Source organism: Paramixta manurensis (genome assembly GCF_013285385.1).
In the GTDB taxonomy this organism is placed as follows: Bacteria; Pseudomonadota; Gammaproteobacteria; order Enterobacterales; family Enterobacteriaceae; genus Paramixta; species Paramixta manurensis.
In genome coordinates this window covers 794,550-810,982 of the sequence record NZ_CP054212.1, presented here as the reverse complement: position 1 = coordinate 810,982, position 16,433 = coordinate 794,550, and the positions used below count along the sequence as shown (strand labels likewise).

Below are 16,433 nucleotides of genomic sequence, written 5' to 3'. Positions count from 1 at the left end.
ACTGTGCAAAAAACCATCACAAAAACTTATGACCGCCATTAAATTAATTTAAAACAAACAGTTAAAAACATGGCACAGCCTTTGCTCTGTTGAATGCCATCTTGTATACCGAACGGAATTCAACACTATGGCATCAATGACCGGTTACACGTTATGCGCATGGCGGCAACATCATCAACAGAATGCGGAAGCGGTAGCAACCACGCTGGTGGAACATCTCGCCGCCCTCGATCGTCACGATAACGCTTGGATTTATCTGGCAACTCCCGCGCAGTTACAGGCGCAAATTGAACCGCTGCTGGCAAGCTGGCGCGAAAACCCGGCCTCATTGCCGTTGTTCGGTGTTCCGTTCGCGGTGAAGGATAATATTGACGTTGCCGGTTGGCCGACCACTGCCGCCTGCCCGGCTTTCGCTTATACCGCCGAAAACGACGCCGTTGCGGTCGCCAAACTGAAAGCCGCCGGCGCGGTGGTGATCGGCAAAACTAACCTCGATCAGTTCGCCACCGGCCTGGTCGGTACGCGCTCCCCTTATGGCGCGGTAAGCAACGCGTTTCATCCCGATTATGTGAGCGGCGGCTCCAGTTCCGGTTCCGCTTCAGTGGTGGCGCGTGGCCTGGTGGGTTTCGCACTCGGTACCGACACCGCTGGCTCCGGGCGGGTTCCGGCCGGGTTCAACAATATTGTCGGCCTTAAACCCACCAAAGGCTGGTTGTCCGCCAGCGGCGTGGTTCCCGCCTGCCGGTTAAACGATACCTTGTCGGTGTTTGCGTTAACGGTAGAAGATGCCTGGCAGGTTGCTGAGATTGCCGGAGGTTATGACGCAACGGATGCCTATTCACGTCCCAACCCTGCGCTGGCCCCGGCGACGCTGGCGCAGCAGCCGCGTTTCGCCATTCCGGCGCAGATGGAATTTTTCGATGATAAACCGGCGGAAAAGGCGTGGGAACAGGCGCTGGCGCAATTACGGCTCAGCGGCGCGTCGCTACATCCAATTGATTTTACACCGTTTCATCAGTTGGCGGAGCAACTTTATGCTGGCCCGTGGGTGGCGGAACGAACCGTTGCGGTCGGCGCGATGCTACAACAGCCGGAACAGATGGATCCGGTCGTCCACAGCATTGTCGCCAGCGGCAACGACTACAGCGCGGTAGAGGCGTTTAAAGCAGAATACTTACGGGCAGAACTCTCCCGCCAAATCCAGCAAACCCTGGCGCCATTTGACGCGTTGGTGGTGCCTACCGCCCCCACCATTCATACCCTGCAAGAGATGAAACAGCAGCCGGTACGTTTTAACTCGCAGTTCGGTACCTATACCAATTTCACTAACCTGGCCGACCTGGCGGCGCTGGCGCTCCCGGCCCCCTTCCGTGAGGATGGCTTACCGGCAGGTATTACGCTGATCGCGCCAGCCTGGCACGATCGGGCGTTAGCCGCATTTGGCGTAGGCTGGCAGGCGCAGCTTCAACTGCCACTCGGCGCTACCCGGCAACCACAGCCCAATGCCGCCTCACTGCCTCTCTCCACACAACATGTCCGCCTGGCGGTGGTCGGCGCCCACCTCACCGGTATGCCGCTGAACCATCAGTTAACCCAACGCCAGGCGGTATGGGTCGAAGAAACCCGCACCGCCGCCTGCTATCGCCTGTATGCCCTCGCCAATACGCAACCGGCCAAACCCGGCCTGGCAAAAGCGCAAAGCGGTGCGCCAATTACCGTTGAACTGTGGGATATCCCACTGGCGCGCTTTGGTGAGTTTGTCGCCGAAATCCCCGCGCCGCTTGGTATCGGCACGCTCGAACTGGCCGATGGACGCCGGGTAAAAGGGTTTATTTGCGAACCGGCGGCGCTGAGCGATGCCACCGATATCACCGAATTTGGCGGCTGGCGTAACTGGCTGGCCCGTAAGGAGAGTGCCCATGTTTAACACCGTCTTAATTGCCAACCGGGGTGAAATCGCCTGCCGCGCCATTCGCACGCTAAAACGGCTGGGCATCACCAGTGTGGCGGTCTATTCCGACGCCGATAAAAATGCGCAGCATGTTAAAGACGCCGATATTGCCCTCGCATTAGGCGGCGAGAAAGCCAGCGACAGCTATTTATCCATCGACAAAATTCTCACGGCGGCGAAAACCAGCGGCGCGCAAGCCATTTGGCCCGGTTACGGTTTTTTATCTGAAAGTTTGCCGTTTGCCGCCGCCTGTGAACGAGAAGGGATTGTGTTTATTGGCCCCACCTCGCAGCAAATCGGCGAATTTGGTTTAAAACACCGTGCGCGTGAACTGGCGGCGGAAGCCGGAGTGCCGATGACGCCAGGCACCGCGCTGCTCGCCTCACTAGAGGAAGCGCTAACCGCCGCTGACCGTATCGGTTATCCGGTTATGTTGAAAAGCACCGCCGGTGGCGGCGGTATTGGTCTCACTCGCTGTGCTGACGCCGAAGCATTACGGAATGCCTGGGAAAGCGTGCGCCGCCTCGGCGAGCAATTCTTTAGCGATGCGGGCGTGTTTCTGGAACGCTGCATTGACCGCGCCCGCCATGTGGAAGTACAAGTCTTTGGCGATGGCAACGGTAAAGTCATTGCTCTCGGTGAGCGTGACTGCTCTCTGCAACGCCGCAACCAAAAAGTAGTAGAAGAAACGCCAGCGCCGGGTTTGCCGGAGGCAACACGCCGCGCTCTGCTGGCCTCGGCGGTCAAGCTTGGCGAGCGAGTCAACTATCGCAGCGCCGGAACCGTAGAGTATATCTACGACGCCGAGCGCGATGAGTTCTTCTTCCTTGAGGTTAACACCCGGCTACAGGTCGAGCATCCGGTGACCGAATGCGTCACCGGTATCGACCTGGTAGAGTGTATGCTGCGCGTCGCGGCGGGCGAAGCGCCAGACTGGCAGCGGATGGCGCAAGCGCCGCAAGGCGTCGCCATTGAAGTGCGCCTGTATGCTGAAGATCCGCTGAAGAATTTCCAGCCAGCGCCCGGCGTGCTAACCGAAGTGGCTTTCCCGCCCTCGGTACGCGTTGATGGCTGGGTCAGCACCGGCACGGAAGTGTCAACATTTTACGATCCGATGATCGCTAAATTGATCGTTCATGCCGATACCCGTACCGCCGCTTTGGCGAAAATGCAGCGGGCACTGAATGAAACCCGCCTACACGGCATTGCCACGAATCTCGACTATTTACGCCAAATTATTGCCACCGATGCCTTCGCCAGCGGCCAAGTCTGGACGCGGATGTTAGACAGTTTTCTCCCCTCCGCCCCGGTGATTGAAGTGATCAATCCCGGCACCTGGAGCAGCATCCAGGATTATCCTGGTCGCCTCGGTTATTGGGATATTGGCGTTCCACCCTCCGGCCCGATGGATGACCTGGCTTTCCGCTTCGCCAACCGTATCGTTGGTAACGATCAACAGGCCGCCGGGCTGGAGTTCACTTTACAGGGGCCAACGCTCCGCTTTCACCACCCCGCGCTAATTGCCCTGACCGGCGCGGAATGCGGCGCCGATCTCGATGGCGCGCCCGTTGCCTGGTGGCAACCAGTAACGGTTAACGCCGGGCAAACCTTAACGCTCGGGCGGGCGCAATCCGGCTGCCGGACCTATCTGGCGGTACGTAACGGCTTTGATGTCCCCTGCTATCTTGGTAGCCGTTCAACCTTTGCGCTCGGTCAGTTTGGCGGCCATGCCGGACGGACGCTGCGGGTTGCCGATATGCTGCCCATTTCCCGGCCTGAAATTGCCGCCTGCACCACGCCAGCGCCGGTCAGCGCGCCCCAGCCGCTCGATCCAGCCCTGATCCCGGTTTATGGCGACCAATGGCGCATCGGCGTGCTTTATGGCCCGCACGGCGCGCCGGATTTCTTTACTCAGGCTTCGATTGACGAATTTTTCGCCAGCGAATGGCAGGTACACTACAACTCCAACCGCCTTGGCGTGCGCCTGTCAGGCCCGAAACCGAGCTGGACACGCGCCAATGGCGGCGAGGCGGGTCTGCACCCCTCCAACGTGCATGACTGTGAATATGCCATCGGTGCGGTTAATTTTACCGGTGACTCGCCAGTGATCCTCACCCGCGATGGGCCAAGCCTCGGCGGCTTCGTCTGCCCGGTCACCATCGCTAAAGCGGAATTGTGGAAAGTCGGCCAGGTCAAACCGGGCGATCGTATTCGCTTTCATCCGATCAGTTTTGAAGAAGCACAAGCATTAGAACAGGCGCAAAATCAGAGCATCGAAACGCTGACGGCGGTACATACCGCACGTTTCCCAATCCCCTCATTGGCGGAAAACCAGTACGGATCGGCGACACTCCTCGCCGCGCTCGCGGCCTCTGACTCACGCCCTGCCACCGTTTATCGTCAGGCGGGCGATAACTACGTATTGATCGAATATGGCGATAACGTGCTCGATCTGGCGCTGCGTCTACGCGTGTATCTGTTAATGGAGGCATTACGCGCCGCCGCGTTACCGGGCATTGAAGAACTCTCTCCCGGCGTACGCTCGCTGCAAATCCGTTATGACAGCCGCACACTACACCAACGTGCGTTAATTCAGCACTTACTAACGCTGGAAACCGGGCTTGGCGACGTGAGCCAGATGCAGGTTCCTTCGCGCACGGTTTACCTGCCGATGGCGTTTGAAGATAGCGCAACGCTCGGCGCGGTGAATCGTTATCAGGAGACGGTACGCGCTAATGCGCCTTGGCTACCCAACAACGTCGATTTTATTCAACGCATTAACGGCCTGCCTTCCCGTGAAGCGGTGCGCGACATCATCTTTGACGCCAGCTATCTGATTCTCGGCCTTGGCGACGTCTACCTCGGCGCGCCCTGCGCGGTGCCTGTCGACCCACGCCATCGTCTGCTGAGCTCGAAATATAATCCGGCACGCACCTTTACCGCCGAGGGAACGGTCGGCATTGGCGGCATGTATATGTGCATCTACGGCATGGATTCGCCCGGCGGCTATCAACTGGTCGGTCGAACACTGCCTATCTGGAATAAGTTCCTGAAAAACGACCAGTTCGCCCCCAACCAACCGTGGCTGCTGCGCTTCTTCGATCAGGTGCGCTTTTACCCGGTCAGCGAGGCTGAACTCGACGTTCTGCGTGACGATTTCCGTGAAGGACGCGCCACCATTCGTATTGAAGAGACACCGTTTGATTTTGCGCAGCATCAGCGTTTCCTCAGCGAGCACGCCGACGATATTGCAGCATTTCGTCAACGTCAGTCCGCCGCGTTTGAAAACGAAGTCGCGCGCTGGCAGCAGGAAGAACAAGATGCGCCATTGATGAGCGAAGAGACGCCATTAGCGCCAGAGGCGGATGAAAATGCATTGGCGATCAACGCCGATCTGAACGGCAACATCTGGAAAATCCTGGTGCAAGCGGGCGACACCGTCGATGCCGGGCAGCCCATCATTATCGTCGAAGCGATGAAAATGGAGCTAGCCATCCATGCGCCGCAGGCCGGGCGCGTAAAACGCATCGCCTGCCAACCTGGTCGTCCGGTAAGCCCTGGCGATGCCCTACTGTGGCTGGAATAAGGAGCCGGATATGACTACCGACTTTCAGCAAAAACGCAGTAAAGGGCGGCCTGAGGTACTGGCTGAACGTATCTACCAAACGCTAAAGAACGACATTTTCGAGTTTCGCCTCATGCCGGGCGATCGTTTTAGCGAGAGCGAAATCGCCGAGCGGATGGCGGTCAGCCGCACGCCGGTCCGTCAGGCGCTGTTCTGGCTGGAACGCGAAGGTTATGTCGAAGTGTGGTTTCGCAGCGGCTGGCAGGTGCGCCCGTTCGACTTTGCGTATTTTGAAGAGTTATACGACCTGCGCATCGTGCTGGAACGTGAAGCCGTTCGACGCCTATGCGGGATGGCGCCGGGACGCTGCGCTGAACTGTTGGCGGAGTTAAACACCTTCTGGATAGACACCGCACGACTGGCCGACGGCAAAACGGTTTCACGCCACGACGAAGCGTTCCATATGGCGCTGGTCGCCGCCGCCGGTAACAGTGAAATGGCGCGTATTCATGCCGAATTAACCGAAAAGATCCGCATTATCCGCCACCTTGATTTTACCCGTGAGGATCGGATCGATGCCACCTATAGCGAGCACGCCGCCATTTTGCGGGCGGTATTAAAACAACAGACCGAGGAGGCACAACGCATTCTGACCGATCACATTTCGGTGAGTAAGGCAGAAGTCAGAAAAATCACACTCCATATGCTGCAACAGGCAAGGCTTCAACCGGTTTCACCATAACGCATTCAATACTTTTTAGGGGCTCAACGATGAAAAGACGTAGTTTGCTTAAGGCGTTCGCACTCTCCGCCACGGTAATCAGCATGGGGTTGGCATTTGGCGCGCAAGCGGCGGATACCATTAAAGTCGGCATTATGCATTCCCTCTCCGGCACCATGGCGATTTCCGAAACGCCGCTGAAAGATGTGGCATTGATGACCATTGATGAAATTAATGCCAGCGGCGGCGTGCTGGGCAAAAAGCTTGAGCCGGTAGTAGTAGATCCGGCCTCTAACTGGCCGCTGTTCGCCGAAAAAGCGCGCCAATTACTGACCCAAGATAAAGTGGCGGCGGTATTTGGCTGCTGGACGTCGGTTTCGCGCAAATCGGTCTTGCCGGTATTTGAAGAATTAAACGGCTTATTATTCTATCCGGTGCAATATGAAGGCGAAGAGATGTCGCCTAACGTGTTCTATACCGGCGCGGCGCCAAACCAACAGGCGATTCCGGCGGTGGAATATCTGATGAGCGAAGATGGCGGCGGCGCGAAACGCTTCTTCCTGCTCGGCACCGACTATGTCTATCCACGCACTACCAATAAAATTCTGCGGGCGTTCCTGCACTCAAAAGGCGTGCAAGATAAAGATATTCAAGAAGTTTATACCCCGTTCGGTTACAGCGACTATCAAACCATTGTTGCCAATATTAAGAAATTCGCCGCTGGCGGTAAAACCGCGGTGGTTTCGACCATTAACGGCGACTCCAACGTTCCGTTCTATAAAGAGTTAGCCAACCAAGGCATTAAAGCGACCGATGTACCGGTGGTGGCCTTCTCGGTGGGCGAAGAGGAGTTACGCGGCATTGATACCAAACCGCTGGTGGGTAACCTGGCGGCGTGGAACTACTTTGAGTCAGTTGATAACCCGGCCAACGCTAAATTCGTCGCCGCGTATAAAGCTTACGCCAAAGCCCATCACCTACCGAATGCCGACACCGTCGTCACTAATGACCCAATGGAGGCAACCTATGTTGGCATTCATATGTGGGCGCAGGCGGTAGAGAAAGCCGGCACCACCGATGTGGATAAAGTTCGCGCCGCAATGGCCGGTCAAACCTTTGCCGCGCCGGATGGCTTTACGTTAACGATGGATAAAACCAACCATCATCTGCATAAGCCGGTGATGATTGGTGAAATTGAGGACAACGGCCAGTTCAATGTGGTGTGGCAGACCGATCAGCCGGTGCGCGCGCAGCCCTGGAGCCCCTACATTCCCGGTAACGATAAAAAGCCGGATTATCCGGTAAAAACCACCCAGTAATCCAAATCTGATAACCCGCGGGATGCGCAAACCACCGCCGTCCCGCTTTTCGTCGAAGGTAATTCCATGATGCGACTGATTGTGATGCTGGTTCTGTTGATCAGTGCGCCTTTTGCGGCGCAAGCTGGCCCGGCGACCGATTTTGCCGCCGCCAGCCGCGCCCAACAGGCCACCTTGTTACAACACTGGGCGGCAGCACCCGATCCCGCTCGTCTTCCACTCCTTGAGGCGCTGCATGATGAATCGGTGATGGTTGACCAGCACAAGCAGCCGTTTCGCCGTCAGGCTGGCCAATTGATCGCGCTGGATGGCGACGCACAGCCGTCTGGCAACCTCAAAAAACTGTTTATCAATAATCGATTACGGATCCTGGTCGCCAGCGCCCTCGCCGCTCAGCAATTGGTCAGCCCGGATAGCGCCACGCGCCTGCGCGCCGCGCATACGCTACAGAACGAAGCCGCCGCCGATCAACTCCCCTTCCTGGCGCAGCGTCTGGCGCTGGAAAAAACGCCAGAGGTTCATGCCACGCTGGCAATGGTCGTCGCCAATCTGCAATTAAACGATAGCAACCCGCAGGTGCGTTTACAGGCGGTCAAATTACTGGGCGAAACCAGCGATCCTGATATGCAAGCCAGCCTGCAACAGATGATACAGCCACAGCATGAACCCGATGCGGCGGTACGCGCGGCGGCGGCCAATAGCTTGCAACAGATTAAACATCGCCTAATGTGGGGCGACCTGCTTGGGCAGGCGTTCAGCGGCCTGTCACTCGGCTCTATCTTACTGCTGGCGGCGCTGGGGCTGGCGATTACTTACGGTCTGCTCGGAGTGATCAATATGGCGCATGGCGAAATGCTGATGCTGGGCGCCTATGCCACTTGGCTGGTGCAGAGCCTGTTTCAACGGCTGGCGCCAGAGTGGCTGGCCTGGTATCCGTTATTGGCGCTCCCGGCGGCGTTCCTGCTTACCGCGCTGGTGGGCATGTTGTTGGAGCGCACGGTGATTCGTCATCTGTACGGTCGCCCGCTGGAGACGCTGCTTGCCACTTGGGGAATTAGCCTGATGCTGATTCAACTGGTTCGCATGCTATTTGGCGCACAGAACCTTGAAGTCGCCAACCCGCCATGGCTTTCCGGCGGCCTGCAATTGCTGCCGAATCTGGTGCTGCCATGGAACCGTATCGCCGTCATCCTGTTTGTGGTTGGCATACTGGCGCTCACCTGGCTGCTACTGAATAAAACCCGTCTCGGTATGAATGTGCGCGCGGTGACGCAAAATCGTGCAATGGCCGATTGCTGCGGGGTACCGACCGGGCGCGTCGATATGTTGGCATTCGGCCTCGGTTCCGGCATTGCCGGATTGGGCGGCGTGGCGCTATCGCAACTGGGCAATGTCGGCCCGGAGCTGGGTCAGGGCTATATTATCGACTCATTTTTGGTGGTGGTGCTGGGCGGCGTCGGGCAACTAATCGGAACGGTGTGCGCCGCGTTTGGGCTCGGTATCCTGAATAAAATACTGGAGCCGCAGATTGGCGCGGTACTGGGCAAAATTTTGATTCTGGCGCTGATTATCCTGTTTATTCAGAAACGGCCACAGGGGCTGTTCGCAGTTAAAGGACGGGTGATTGACTGATGACGCAACCCATGACACTCGCCGTGGCGCGTAAAGCGCCGCGCCTGACGCTCAGCCTTGGCGCACTGGCCGTGATAGCGCTGATCTTGTTACCGTTTCTGGCTCTGCTGCCGGCAGATAACCCGCTGGCGCTCTCGGTGTATACCCTGACGCTGGTCGGCAAAATTCTCTGCTATGCGGTGGTTGCCGTCGCGCTCGATTTGGTTTGGGGCTATGCCGGTTTACTGTCGCTTGGTCATGGGCTGTTTTTCGCCCTCGGCGGCTATGCGATGGGCATGTATCTGATGCGCCAAGCCGCCGGTAGCGGATTACCGGCGTTTATGTCCTTTTTATCATGGGATCAGTTGCCGTGGTTTTGGCAAGGTAGCGAGCATTTCGCCTGGGCCTTGTGCCTGATTATTTTGGTGCCGGGTTTACTGGCACTGGCGTTTGGTTTTTTTGCCTTTCGCTCAAAAATTAAAGGGGTCTATTTCTCGATCATGACGCAGGCATTAACCTGGGCCGGGATGCTGCTGTTCTTCCGTAACGAAACCGGCTTCGGCGGTAATAACGGCTTTACCGGCTTCACCACCCTGCTTGGCTTTTCGGTGACGGCGACCGGCACCCGTATCGGTCTGTTTATCGCGACAGTGGTCCTTTTGCTGGCAAGCCTGGCGCTCGGCTTTGCGCTGGCACGCAGTAAATTTGGTCGGGTTCTCACCGCCGTGCGCGACGCAGAGAATCGCCTGATGTTCTGTGGCTATGATCCGCGTGGCTTTAAGCTGTTTGTCTGGACGCTCTCTGCGGTATTGTGCGGGCTGGCGGGCGCGCTCTACGTGCCGCAGGTCGGGATTATTAACCCCGGCGAGATGTCGCCGACCAATTCGATTGAAGCGGCAATTTGGGTGGCGCTGGGCGGACGCGGAACCTTAATTGGCCCGCTGTTGGGCGCTGCGCTGGTTAATGGCGCAAAAAGCTGGTTCACCGTCGCGTTTCCCGAATACTGGCTGTTTTTTCTCGGGCTGATGTTCATTCTCGTTACGCTGTTTTTACCACGCGGCGTGATTGGCCTGCTACGCAGGAGGAAACATGACTGATCAATTATTTACCCAACCGCACTTGGCCGACAGGCACCGCCAGCAAACCGATCCGGTGTTACAACTGAGCGCGATCAATGTCTCTTTTGAGGGTTTCCGCGCTTTGACCGATCTGTCGCTGGAAATTGGCGTAGGTGAGTTGCGTTGCGTCATTGGCCCGAATGGCGCCGGTAAAACCACCCTGATGGATGTGATTACCGGCAAAACGCGCCCGAATAGCGGTAAGGTTTTCTACGACCAGGATACCGATCTGACGCGGCTCTCGCCGGTAGAAATCGCGCGTGCCGGGATTGGGCGTAAGTTTCAAAAACCCACGGTGTTTGAAGCGCTCAGCGTGTTTGAAAACCTCGAAATCGCGCTAAAAACCGAGAAATCGGTGTGGGCCAGCCTGCGTGCCAGGTTAGATGGCGAGCAACAAGACAGGATTAATGAAGTGCTCAAACTGCTACGTCTCGGCAGCGAACGCGATCGTTTAGCCGGACGCCTTTCCCACGGTCAAAAACAGTTTCTCGAAATTGGCATGCTGCTAGTGCAGGAGCCGCATCTACTGCTGCTGGATGAACCGGCGGCAGGCATGACCGACGCGGAAACCGACTATACCGCCGAGTTGTTCCGTCAGCTTGCCGGAAAGCACTCTCTGATGGTGGTGGAGCATGATATGGGCTTTGTGGAAACCATTGCCGATCGGGTTACCGTGCTGCATCAGGGGCAAGTATTAGCCGAAGGATCGTTGCGTGAAGTGCAAGCCAACGAACAAGTTATCGATGTGTATCTGGGGCGCTAATCATGTTACAGGTAACGGAATTGAATCAGTTTTACGGCGGCAGCCATATCCTGCGTGGCCTCTCTTTTAGCGCCCAGCCGGGCGAGATCACTTGCTTATTGGGGCGTAACGGCGTTGGCAAAACGACATTGTTAAAATGTCTGATGGGGCTAATTCCCGCCAAATCCGGCGAGATTCGCTGGCAGGACAACCCCATTAACGCCTGGAAACCGCACCAGCGCGTTCGTGCCGGTATCGCGTATGTGCCGCAGGGCCGTGAAATCTTTCCCCGGTTGACAGTGGAGGAGAACCTGCTGATGGGGTTGTCGCGGTATCGCGCGGCGGAAGCGAAAACCGTATCGGCGGAGATTTATCAGCTTTTTCCGGTGTTACAGGCAATGAAACAGCGGCGCGGCGGCGACCTTTCCGGCGGTCAGCAACAGCAGTTAGCGATTGGTCGCGCCCTGGCGAGCCGACCGCAGTTGCTGATTCTTGATGAGCCGACCGAGGGGATTCAGCCCTCGGTGATCAAAGAGATTGGTTCGGTGATTCGGCAGTTGGCGCGGCGTGGCGATATGGCTATCTTGCTGGTGGAGCAGTTTTATGATTTTGCCGCCGAACTGGCGGATCAGTATATGGTGATGTCGCGCGGGGAAATCGTCCAGCGCGGGCGCGGTGTCGATATGGAGGTGGATGGCGTGCGTGGGTTGGTGGCGATTTAGGGGGGCGCCAGGTCAGCGGCGCTAATGCCTCGGGAAGGTCAACACCCAAACATTTGCACCAGCGTTACGGTGAGCATCCTGTGTCCGCCATCCGCAGCGCCGAAGGTTGAGTGAAGGCCAGGATGAGGCGGCAGGACGCCGCCACAAGGCCGGGCGGGACAGGACGTCACGTCCCGGGCAGTCCGGCAGGCCGGAGTGAAACCTGAGGGAACCGCGCAACGCGCGGCGTGAGGACCAGCGGCACGCGGGATTGTTAAGGGGAAAGGTGCGTTTCCCCTTAACCCGCCCGACGCGGAGCGGTGGCCGGAACACCGTTGACCTAAAGGGAGGCTGGATTTACAGCCGTTGCTGAAATCTGAAAAACCAACGCCGTCAGCAATCTAACCCCGTCTCAACCCAAAACTCGCGCTGCTCGCCCGGCGCCAGCGTAATTAACGTCCCCGCCCGCTGCGCAGCGTTAAACCCTTCCGGGCGGCAGGTAGCCGGTAACACAAATGCCGCCACCTGCTGATCGGCATTATGCAGGATCCAGCGGGTCGCCGAGTTAAACTGCGCGGTATCAAAACGGGTAACGAAACTAAACCCTTGCGGCGAGTGCAACCGGAATTCGGCCTGGTCGCCATACTGCGCCAGATCATCAGCAAAAAAGACGATCTCCGGATCGTACATCTCTGGTTTATCCAGGCAGGTAAAATCTTGCGCCGATTGTTGCAGCTCACGCGTGTACGACAGCCAGCGCGGCGTTGGCTTAACATGCGCCGGAATAGAAGTACGAAGCTGAAAAGCGGTGGCCGGAATCGACTGGCTAAAGGTGCCATTTTCAACATAGGCGTAATTCATATGGCACATGTATTGTAGCGGCATTGCGTGACCCGCCAGGTTGGTAACCCGCATCGCGATAGTCAGGCGTGGCACATCTGCCGCTAAGCCTATTGATGGCTCGGCAAGATAATGATGCCCAAAGCCTTTGATATATTCCGTTTCACCCTGCAGCGTAACCTGCTGCTCTTCTAACACCAGCCAGGCGCGATCCATTCGAGCGCAGGCCATTTCACCATGTAACGGATGGTTATCATCTTCCGCCGGGCAGCCGCTGGCTAATAGCCCGGAGTGAAAAGCAAAACAGCCATAGGTATCAATAATATCCTTGCCGGGTAACGGCTGCTTAAAGCCGTTACCCATGGTGAGAGTCTGGCCATCAAAGGTCGCATCCCACACCATCTGCCCATACCATGGCAAGGCAATCACACTGCCCCGCTGATTACTGATTTTTATCGCTTCAATCCCTGAAGGATAGCGAAACAGCTCAATTTTAAACTGGTCATTCTCCAGTAGGACACAGGGCTGTTCCTGAAACTGCGCGCGATACAGTGGTAAGGTGGTTTTCATCGCGCATTCTCCGCCAACTGCCCGTGGGCGGCAGGCTGTCTGTTATGCCGTAACTCGCCCCAGAAGTAGAAGCCAACCCAGGCAAAACACAGCAGCGAAACGCCAAACGCCAATTGCATTGAACCCAGCTTATCGGAAACCAGCCCCTGCAAAGCGGGTACAAACGCCGCGCCAACAATCGCCATCACGATAAACGCGCCAGCCACTTCGGTATATTTATTCTCGACCGTCGCCAAGGTACCGGCATAAATGGTCGCCCAACACGGGCCAAACAGCACGCTAACGAACACCGCTGCATAAACCGCGGTAAAGTTAGGCATCAGCATCACATAGGCCAGTGTTGCCACGCCAATCACCGAGTAGGCGATCAACACTTTCTCCGCCCGGAAACGGGTCATCAGGAAGTTGGCGACAAACTTACCGATAAAGAAGCAGATAAAGCTATAAATCATAAAGTTAGAGGCGTTGCGCTCGTTGGTGGCGCCCAGGTTAAGCGCAAGGCGAATGGTGAAAGACCACACGGCGACCTGCATCCCCACGTAGAGAAATTGCGTCACAATCCCACGTTTAAAGTGGCGGTTCTTCGCCAGATAGCGGAACGTTTCGCCCAGTGAAGGGCGCGGTTGCCCGGCGCTTTGCGGTTTACAATGCGGATAACGCGTAAACAGAAACAGCAGCATTACCACCACCAGCACCATCACCAAATATTTATAAGGTTCCAGCGTATGTTCGAGCATCGTCAGGCGGAACTGATGTGCCTGCTCCGCCGACATGCCTGCCATTTGGCTCATCAGACTGTTGCCGTCCTGAAAGACCAAATATTTCCCCAGCACGATCCCCATTAAAGCGCCGATCGGATAAAAGGTCTGGCTGATATTAAGCCGCAGCGTCGCGTGGTCGCGATGCCCGATCATTGAGCTATAGGTATTGGCGGCGGTTTCGAGAAAACTCAGCCCAATCGCAATGGCGAAAATCGCCGCCAGGAACATGGTATAGGTCGCCATATGCGAGGCCGGATAGAACATCACACAACCAACGATATACAGCACCAGGCCGGTCAAGATAGCAATCTTATAGCTGCTTTTGCGGATCACCAGCGAGGCGGGGATCGCAATCAGAAAGTAACCGCCATAAAACGCACTTTGTACCAGCGCACTGGCAAAGTCGCTTAACGCGAACACGCTTTTAAACTGGGTGATCAAAATATCATTCAGACTAGCGGCACAGCCCCATAGCGGAAACAGACAGGAGAGCAAAATAAACTGAAACAGCGGGGTCTTATTTAAATAGCCGTCGGGTTGCTGCACAAGATTCTGGCGCATACGCGTCTCCTCGGTTAAACGTTTAGAAAACGCTGAAAGGTATCCATATCTGGATAGGAACGTTGGGTTCCGCGCCCGGTGACGCTACAGGCGGCAAACGCCGACGCTAACGCCATCGCACGGGGAATATCGCCGTCTTGCACCAGATAATGGGCAAAACAGCCGATAAACGCATCGCCTGCGCCGCTGGTGTCTACTGCCTTGACCGGCGTCGCGGCCACTGAGTGGCAATGGTCGCCCTGCATCCACAGCGAACCACGACTCCCCAATGTGATGATCAAGTTTTTCAGTCCGTGCCCCAGCAGCTTCTGCCCGGCGCGCAAAACGTCCTCTTCGGTGACAACCGGCAGGCCGGTAAGGATTTCGAGCTCGGTTTCGTTCGGCATAAAAAAATCGCAACGACACGCGTAATCAATATCCAACCCGGCTACTGCTGGCGCCGGGTTAAGAATGACCGGAATGCCGTGCTGGTTAGCGAAATCAATGGCGTAATAGACTACCGGCAGCGGTACTTCGAGTTGCAGAACCAAGAGCTTGCACGCTTTCAGTTCATCCGCCGCTGCATCAATATCGGCGGCCGACAGGTGGTTATTCGCCCCCTTAATGATCAAAATACGGTTTTGCGATTGATCATCGACAAAAATCGGCGCGACCCCGCTTGAGGTGCCCGCCGCCACGGTGACATGGCGCGTGTCGACGCCAGCGCGCTGGAGGTTGTTAACGGTATTTTCCGCAAACAGATCCTCACCAACTTTACTGACCATCATCACTTTTGCGCCGAGCCTCGCCGCCGCCACCGCCTGATTGGCGCCCTTACCGCCGCAGCCAATTGCAAAGTCCGGCGCTTCCAACGTTTCACCGGCTTTTGGCATTTGATTGGTGTAGGTAATGAGATCCACCATGTTGGACCCAATAACCGCAATATCCATAACGTTCTCCCCTGGCTAATTAAGCGCCATTAAATGTTGTTATAGTCACAATAACAACGCAATTAAGTTATTTTTGTGACAACAATCCCAGCTAGAAAAAACTAATCAGGCGCAATAAGTAGAGATAAGGTGTTATTATTTTAACAAAGCGAAACGGCCTCGGTGAGGTTTACGCCACGATCCCATTAAAGGTAATATCGTTATCCATCCGACCGGCGAGGCGGATACCGCCGCCTCCGGCAAAGGACATTCACGTTAAGGTAAATCATCATGGAAACCCGGCGCGACGAGCGAGTGAATAAGCTGGCGCAAGCACTAAAGCGTATCGACAAGATCCATTTGAAAGATGCCGCACAGTTGCTTGGCGTATCGGAAATGACCATCCGTCGGGATTTAAACGAACAACCCTCTTCGGTGGTGTTACTGGGTGGCTATATTGTTAGCGATCCGAAAAACCATCAGGGGCACTATTTCGTTTCCGATCAACAGTCACATAACGTCAGTAAAAAGCAGCAGTTGGCACGCGTTGCCGCCGCGTTAATTGAGGCGAATGACACGGTGTTTTTCGATTGCGGCACCACTATGCCGTACCTGATTGACGCCATTGAGGATGATTTACCGTTTACCGCAATTTGCTGCGCGATCAATACGTTTTTGGCGCTAAAAGAAAAGCGAGCCTGCACGGTGATTTTGAGTGGCGGTGAGTTTCATGCTGACAACGCGGTATTTACGCCCTTCGGCCCTCATCATGTGCTGGAGGATATTTGTCCGACGCTGGCGTTTATCTCCGCTGCGGGTATCGATATTGAACAGGGTGTCACCTGTTATAACATCAACGAGTTACAAATGAAGCACCACGCCCTCCAGCGCGCGCGTCGTCGGGTACTGGTGGCTGATAGCAGTAAATTTGGCAAAGTCCTACCGGCGCGGATTGGCGAAGCGGCGCTGTTTACCCAATTGGTTAGCGACAATGCGCCGCCCAAAGCGCTGCAGAAACTGTTGCAGGAGAGCGGCGTGTCGGTTCTGCTGCCGTCATAACCGGCA

Annotated in this window: 12 protein-coding genes; 9 read left to right on the top strand and 3 right to left on the bottom strand. The window is 56.3% G+C overall.

The window, feature by feature from the left end:
- The first annotated feature begins 127 nt into the window (after positions 1 to 127).
- The 8 genes from atzF (at position 128) to urtE (ending at position 11,749) form a co-directional block, all read left to right on the top strand.
- Positions 128 to 1,927, top strand: coding sequence for an allophanate hydrolase (atzF, locus tag PMPD1_RS03975; protein ID WP_173632816.1), 1,800 nt, complete (start codon positions 128 to 130; stop codon positions 1,925 to 1,927).
- Positions 1,920 to 5,537 (top strand): urea carboxylase, encoded by a 3,618-nt coding sequence (gene uca / locus PMPD1_RS03970; protein ID WP_173632815.1) that lies wholly within the window; start codon positions 1,920 to 1,922, stop codon positions 5,535 to 5,537. The genes atzF and uca overlap by 8 nt, the downstream gene beginning before the upstream one ends.
- 10 nt (positions 5,538 to 5,547) lie before the next feature.
- Positions 5,548 to 6,258, top strand: a complete 711-nt coding sequence (locus PMPD1_RS03965) for a GntR family transcriptional regulator (protein ID WP_173632814.1) — start codon at positions 5,548 to 5,550, stop codon at positions 6,256 to 6,258.
- Positions 6,259 to 6,287: 29 nt separating this feature from the next.
- Positions 6,288 to 7,556: an urea ABC transporter substrate-binding protein gene (gene urtA / locus PMPD1_RS03960; protein WP_173632813.1), complete on the top strand. Its 1,269-nt coding sequence runs from the start codon at positions 6,288 to 6,290 to the stop codon at positions 7,554 to 7,556.
- 66 nt (positions 7,557 to 7,622) lie between these two features.
- Positions 7,623 to 9,188, top strand: coding sequence for an urea ABC transporter permease subunit UrtB (gene urtB / locus PMPD1_RS03955; RefSeq protein ID WP_173632812.1), 1,566 nt, complete (start codon positions 7,623 to 7,625; stop codon positions 9,186 to 9,188).
- Complete coding sequence (gene urtC / locus PMPD1_RS03950; protein ID WP_173632811.1) at positions 9,188 to 10,264, top strand: urea ABC transporter permease subunit UrtC; 1,077 nt, start codon at positions 9,188 to 9,190, stop codon at positions 10,262 to 10,264. The genes urtB and urtC overlap by 1 nt, the downstream gene beginning before the upstream one ends.
- Positions 10,257 to 11,048, top strand: a complete 792-nt coding sequence (urtD, locus tag PMPD1_RS03945; protein ID WP_173632810.1) for an urea ABC transporter ATP-binding protein UrtD — start codon at positions 10,257 to 10,259, stop codon at positions 11,046 to 11,048. Before urtC ends, urtD begins: the two co-directional genes overlap by 8 nt.
- Before the next feature lie 2 nt (positions 11,049 to 11,050).
- Positions 11,051 to 11,749 (top strand): urea ABC transporter ATP-binding subunit UrtE, encoded by a 699-nt coding sequence (urtE, locus tag PMPD1_RS03940; protein WP_173632809.1) that lies wholly within the window; start codon positions 11,051 to 11,053, stop codon positions 11,747 to 11,749.
- A gap of 372 nt (positions 11,750 to 12,121) precedes the next feature.
- Here urtE and PMPD1_RS03935 read toward each other — a convergent pair whose 3' ends face one another.
- From PMPD1_RS03935 to rbsK, 3 genes are read right to left on the bottom strand one after another with little or no spacing between them, the layout of a single operon-like run.
- Positions 12,122 to 13,138, bottom strand: coding sequence for an aldose 1-epimerase family protein (locus PMPD1_RS03935; protein WP_173632808.1), 1,017 nt, complete (start codon positions 13,136 to 13,138; stop codon positions 12,122 to 12,124).
- Positions 13,135 to 14,460 carry an L-fucose:H+ symporter permease gene (fucP, locus tag PMPD1_RS03930; RefSeq protein ID WP_173632807.1) on the bottom strand — a complete coding sequence of 442 codons (1,326 nt, stop codon included), beginning with the start codon at positions 14,458 to 14,460 and terminating at the stop codon, positions 13,135 to 13,137. The genes PMPD1_RS03935 and fucP overlap by 4 nt, the downstream gene beginning before the upstream one ends.
- 14 nt (positions 14,461 to 14,474) lie before the next feature.
- Positions 14,475 to 15,389, bottom strand: a complete 915-nt coding sequence (gene rbsK / locus PMPD1_RS03925; protein ID WP_173632806.1) for a ribokinase — start codon at positions 15,387 to 15,389, stop codon at positions 14,475 to 14,477.
- 270 nt (positions 15,390 to 15,659) lie between these two features.
- Between rbsK and deoR the strand changes: the two genes are divergently transcribed.
- On the top strand, positions 15,660 to 16,427 hold the full coding sequence (deoR, locus tag PMPD1_RS03920) for a DNA-binding transcriptional repressor DeoR (RefSeq protein WP_173632805.1): 768 nt from the start codon (positions 15,660 to 15,662) through the stop codon (positions 16,425 to 16,427).
- Positions 16,428 to 16,433 lie beyond the last annotated feature (6 nt).

Bases quoted from the DNA above. Each gene is read 5' to 3' on its own strand.
- urtC (WP_173632811.1), top strand. From the start codon at position 9,188: ATGACGCAACCCATGACACTCGCCGTGGCGCGTAAAGCGCCGCGCCTG.
- urtB (WP_173632812.1), top strand. From the start codon at position 7,623: ATGATGCGACTGATTGTGATGCTGGTTCTGTTGATCAGTGCGCCTTTT.
- rbsK (WP_173632806.1), bottom strand. From the start codon at position 15,389: ATGGATATTGCGGTTATTGGGTCCAACATGGTGGATCTCATTACCTAC.
- deoR (WP_173632805.1), top strand. From the start codon at position 15,660: ATGGAAACCCGGCGCGACGAGCGAGTGAATAAGCTGGCGCAAGCACTA.
- urtE (WP_173632809.1), top strand. From the start codon at position 11,051: ATGTTACAGGTAACGGAATTGAATCAGTTTTACGGCGGCAGCCATATC.
- PMPD1_RS03965 (WP_173632814.1), top strand. From the start codon at position 5,548: ATGACTACCGACTTTCAGCAAAAACGCAGTAAAGGGCGGCCTGAGGTA.
- fucP (WP_173632807.1), bottom strand. From the start codon at position 14,460: ATGCGCCAGAATCTTGTGCAGCAACCCGACGGCTATTTAAATAAGACC.
- PMPD1_RS03935 (WP_173632808.1), bottom strand. From the start codon at position 13,138: ATGAAAACCACCTTACCACTGTATCGCGCGCAGTTTCAGGAACAGCCC.
- uca (WP_173632815.1), top strand. From the start codon at position 1,920: ATGTTTAACACCGTCTTAATTGCCAACCGGGGTGAAATCGCCTGCCGC.
- urtA (WP_173632813.1), top strand. From the start codon at position 6,288: ATGAAAAGACGTAGTTTGCTTAAGGCGTTCGCACTCTCCGCCACGGTA.
- urtD (WP_173632810.1), top strand. From the start codon at position 10,257: ATGACTGATCAATTATTTACCCAACCGCACTTGGCCGACAGGCACCGC.
- atzF (WP_173632816.1), top strand. From the start codon at position 128: ATGGCATCAATGACCGGTTACACGTTATGCGCATGGCGGCAACATCAT.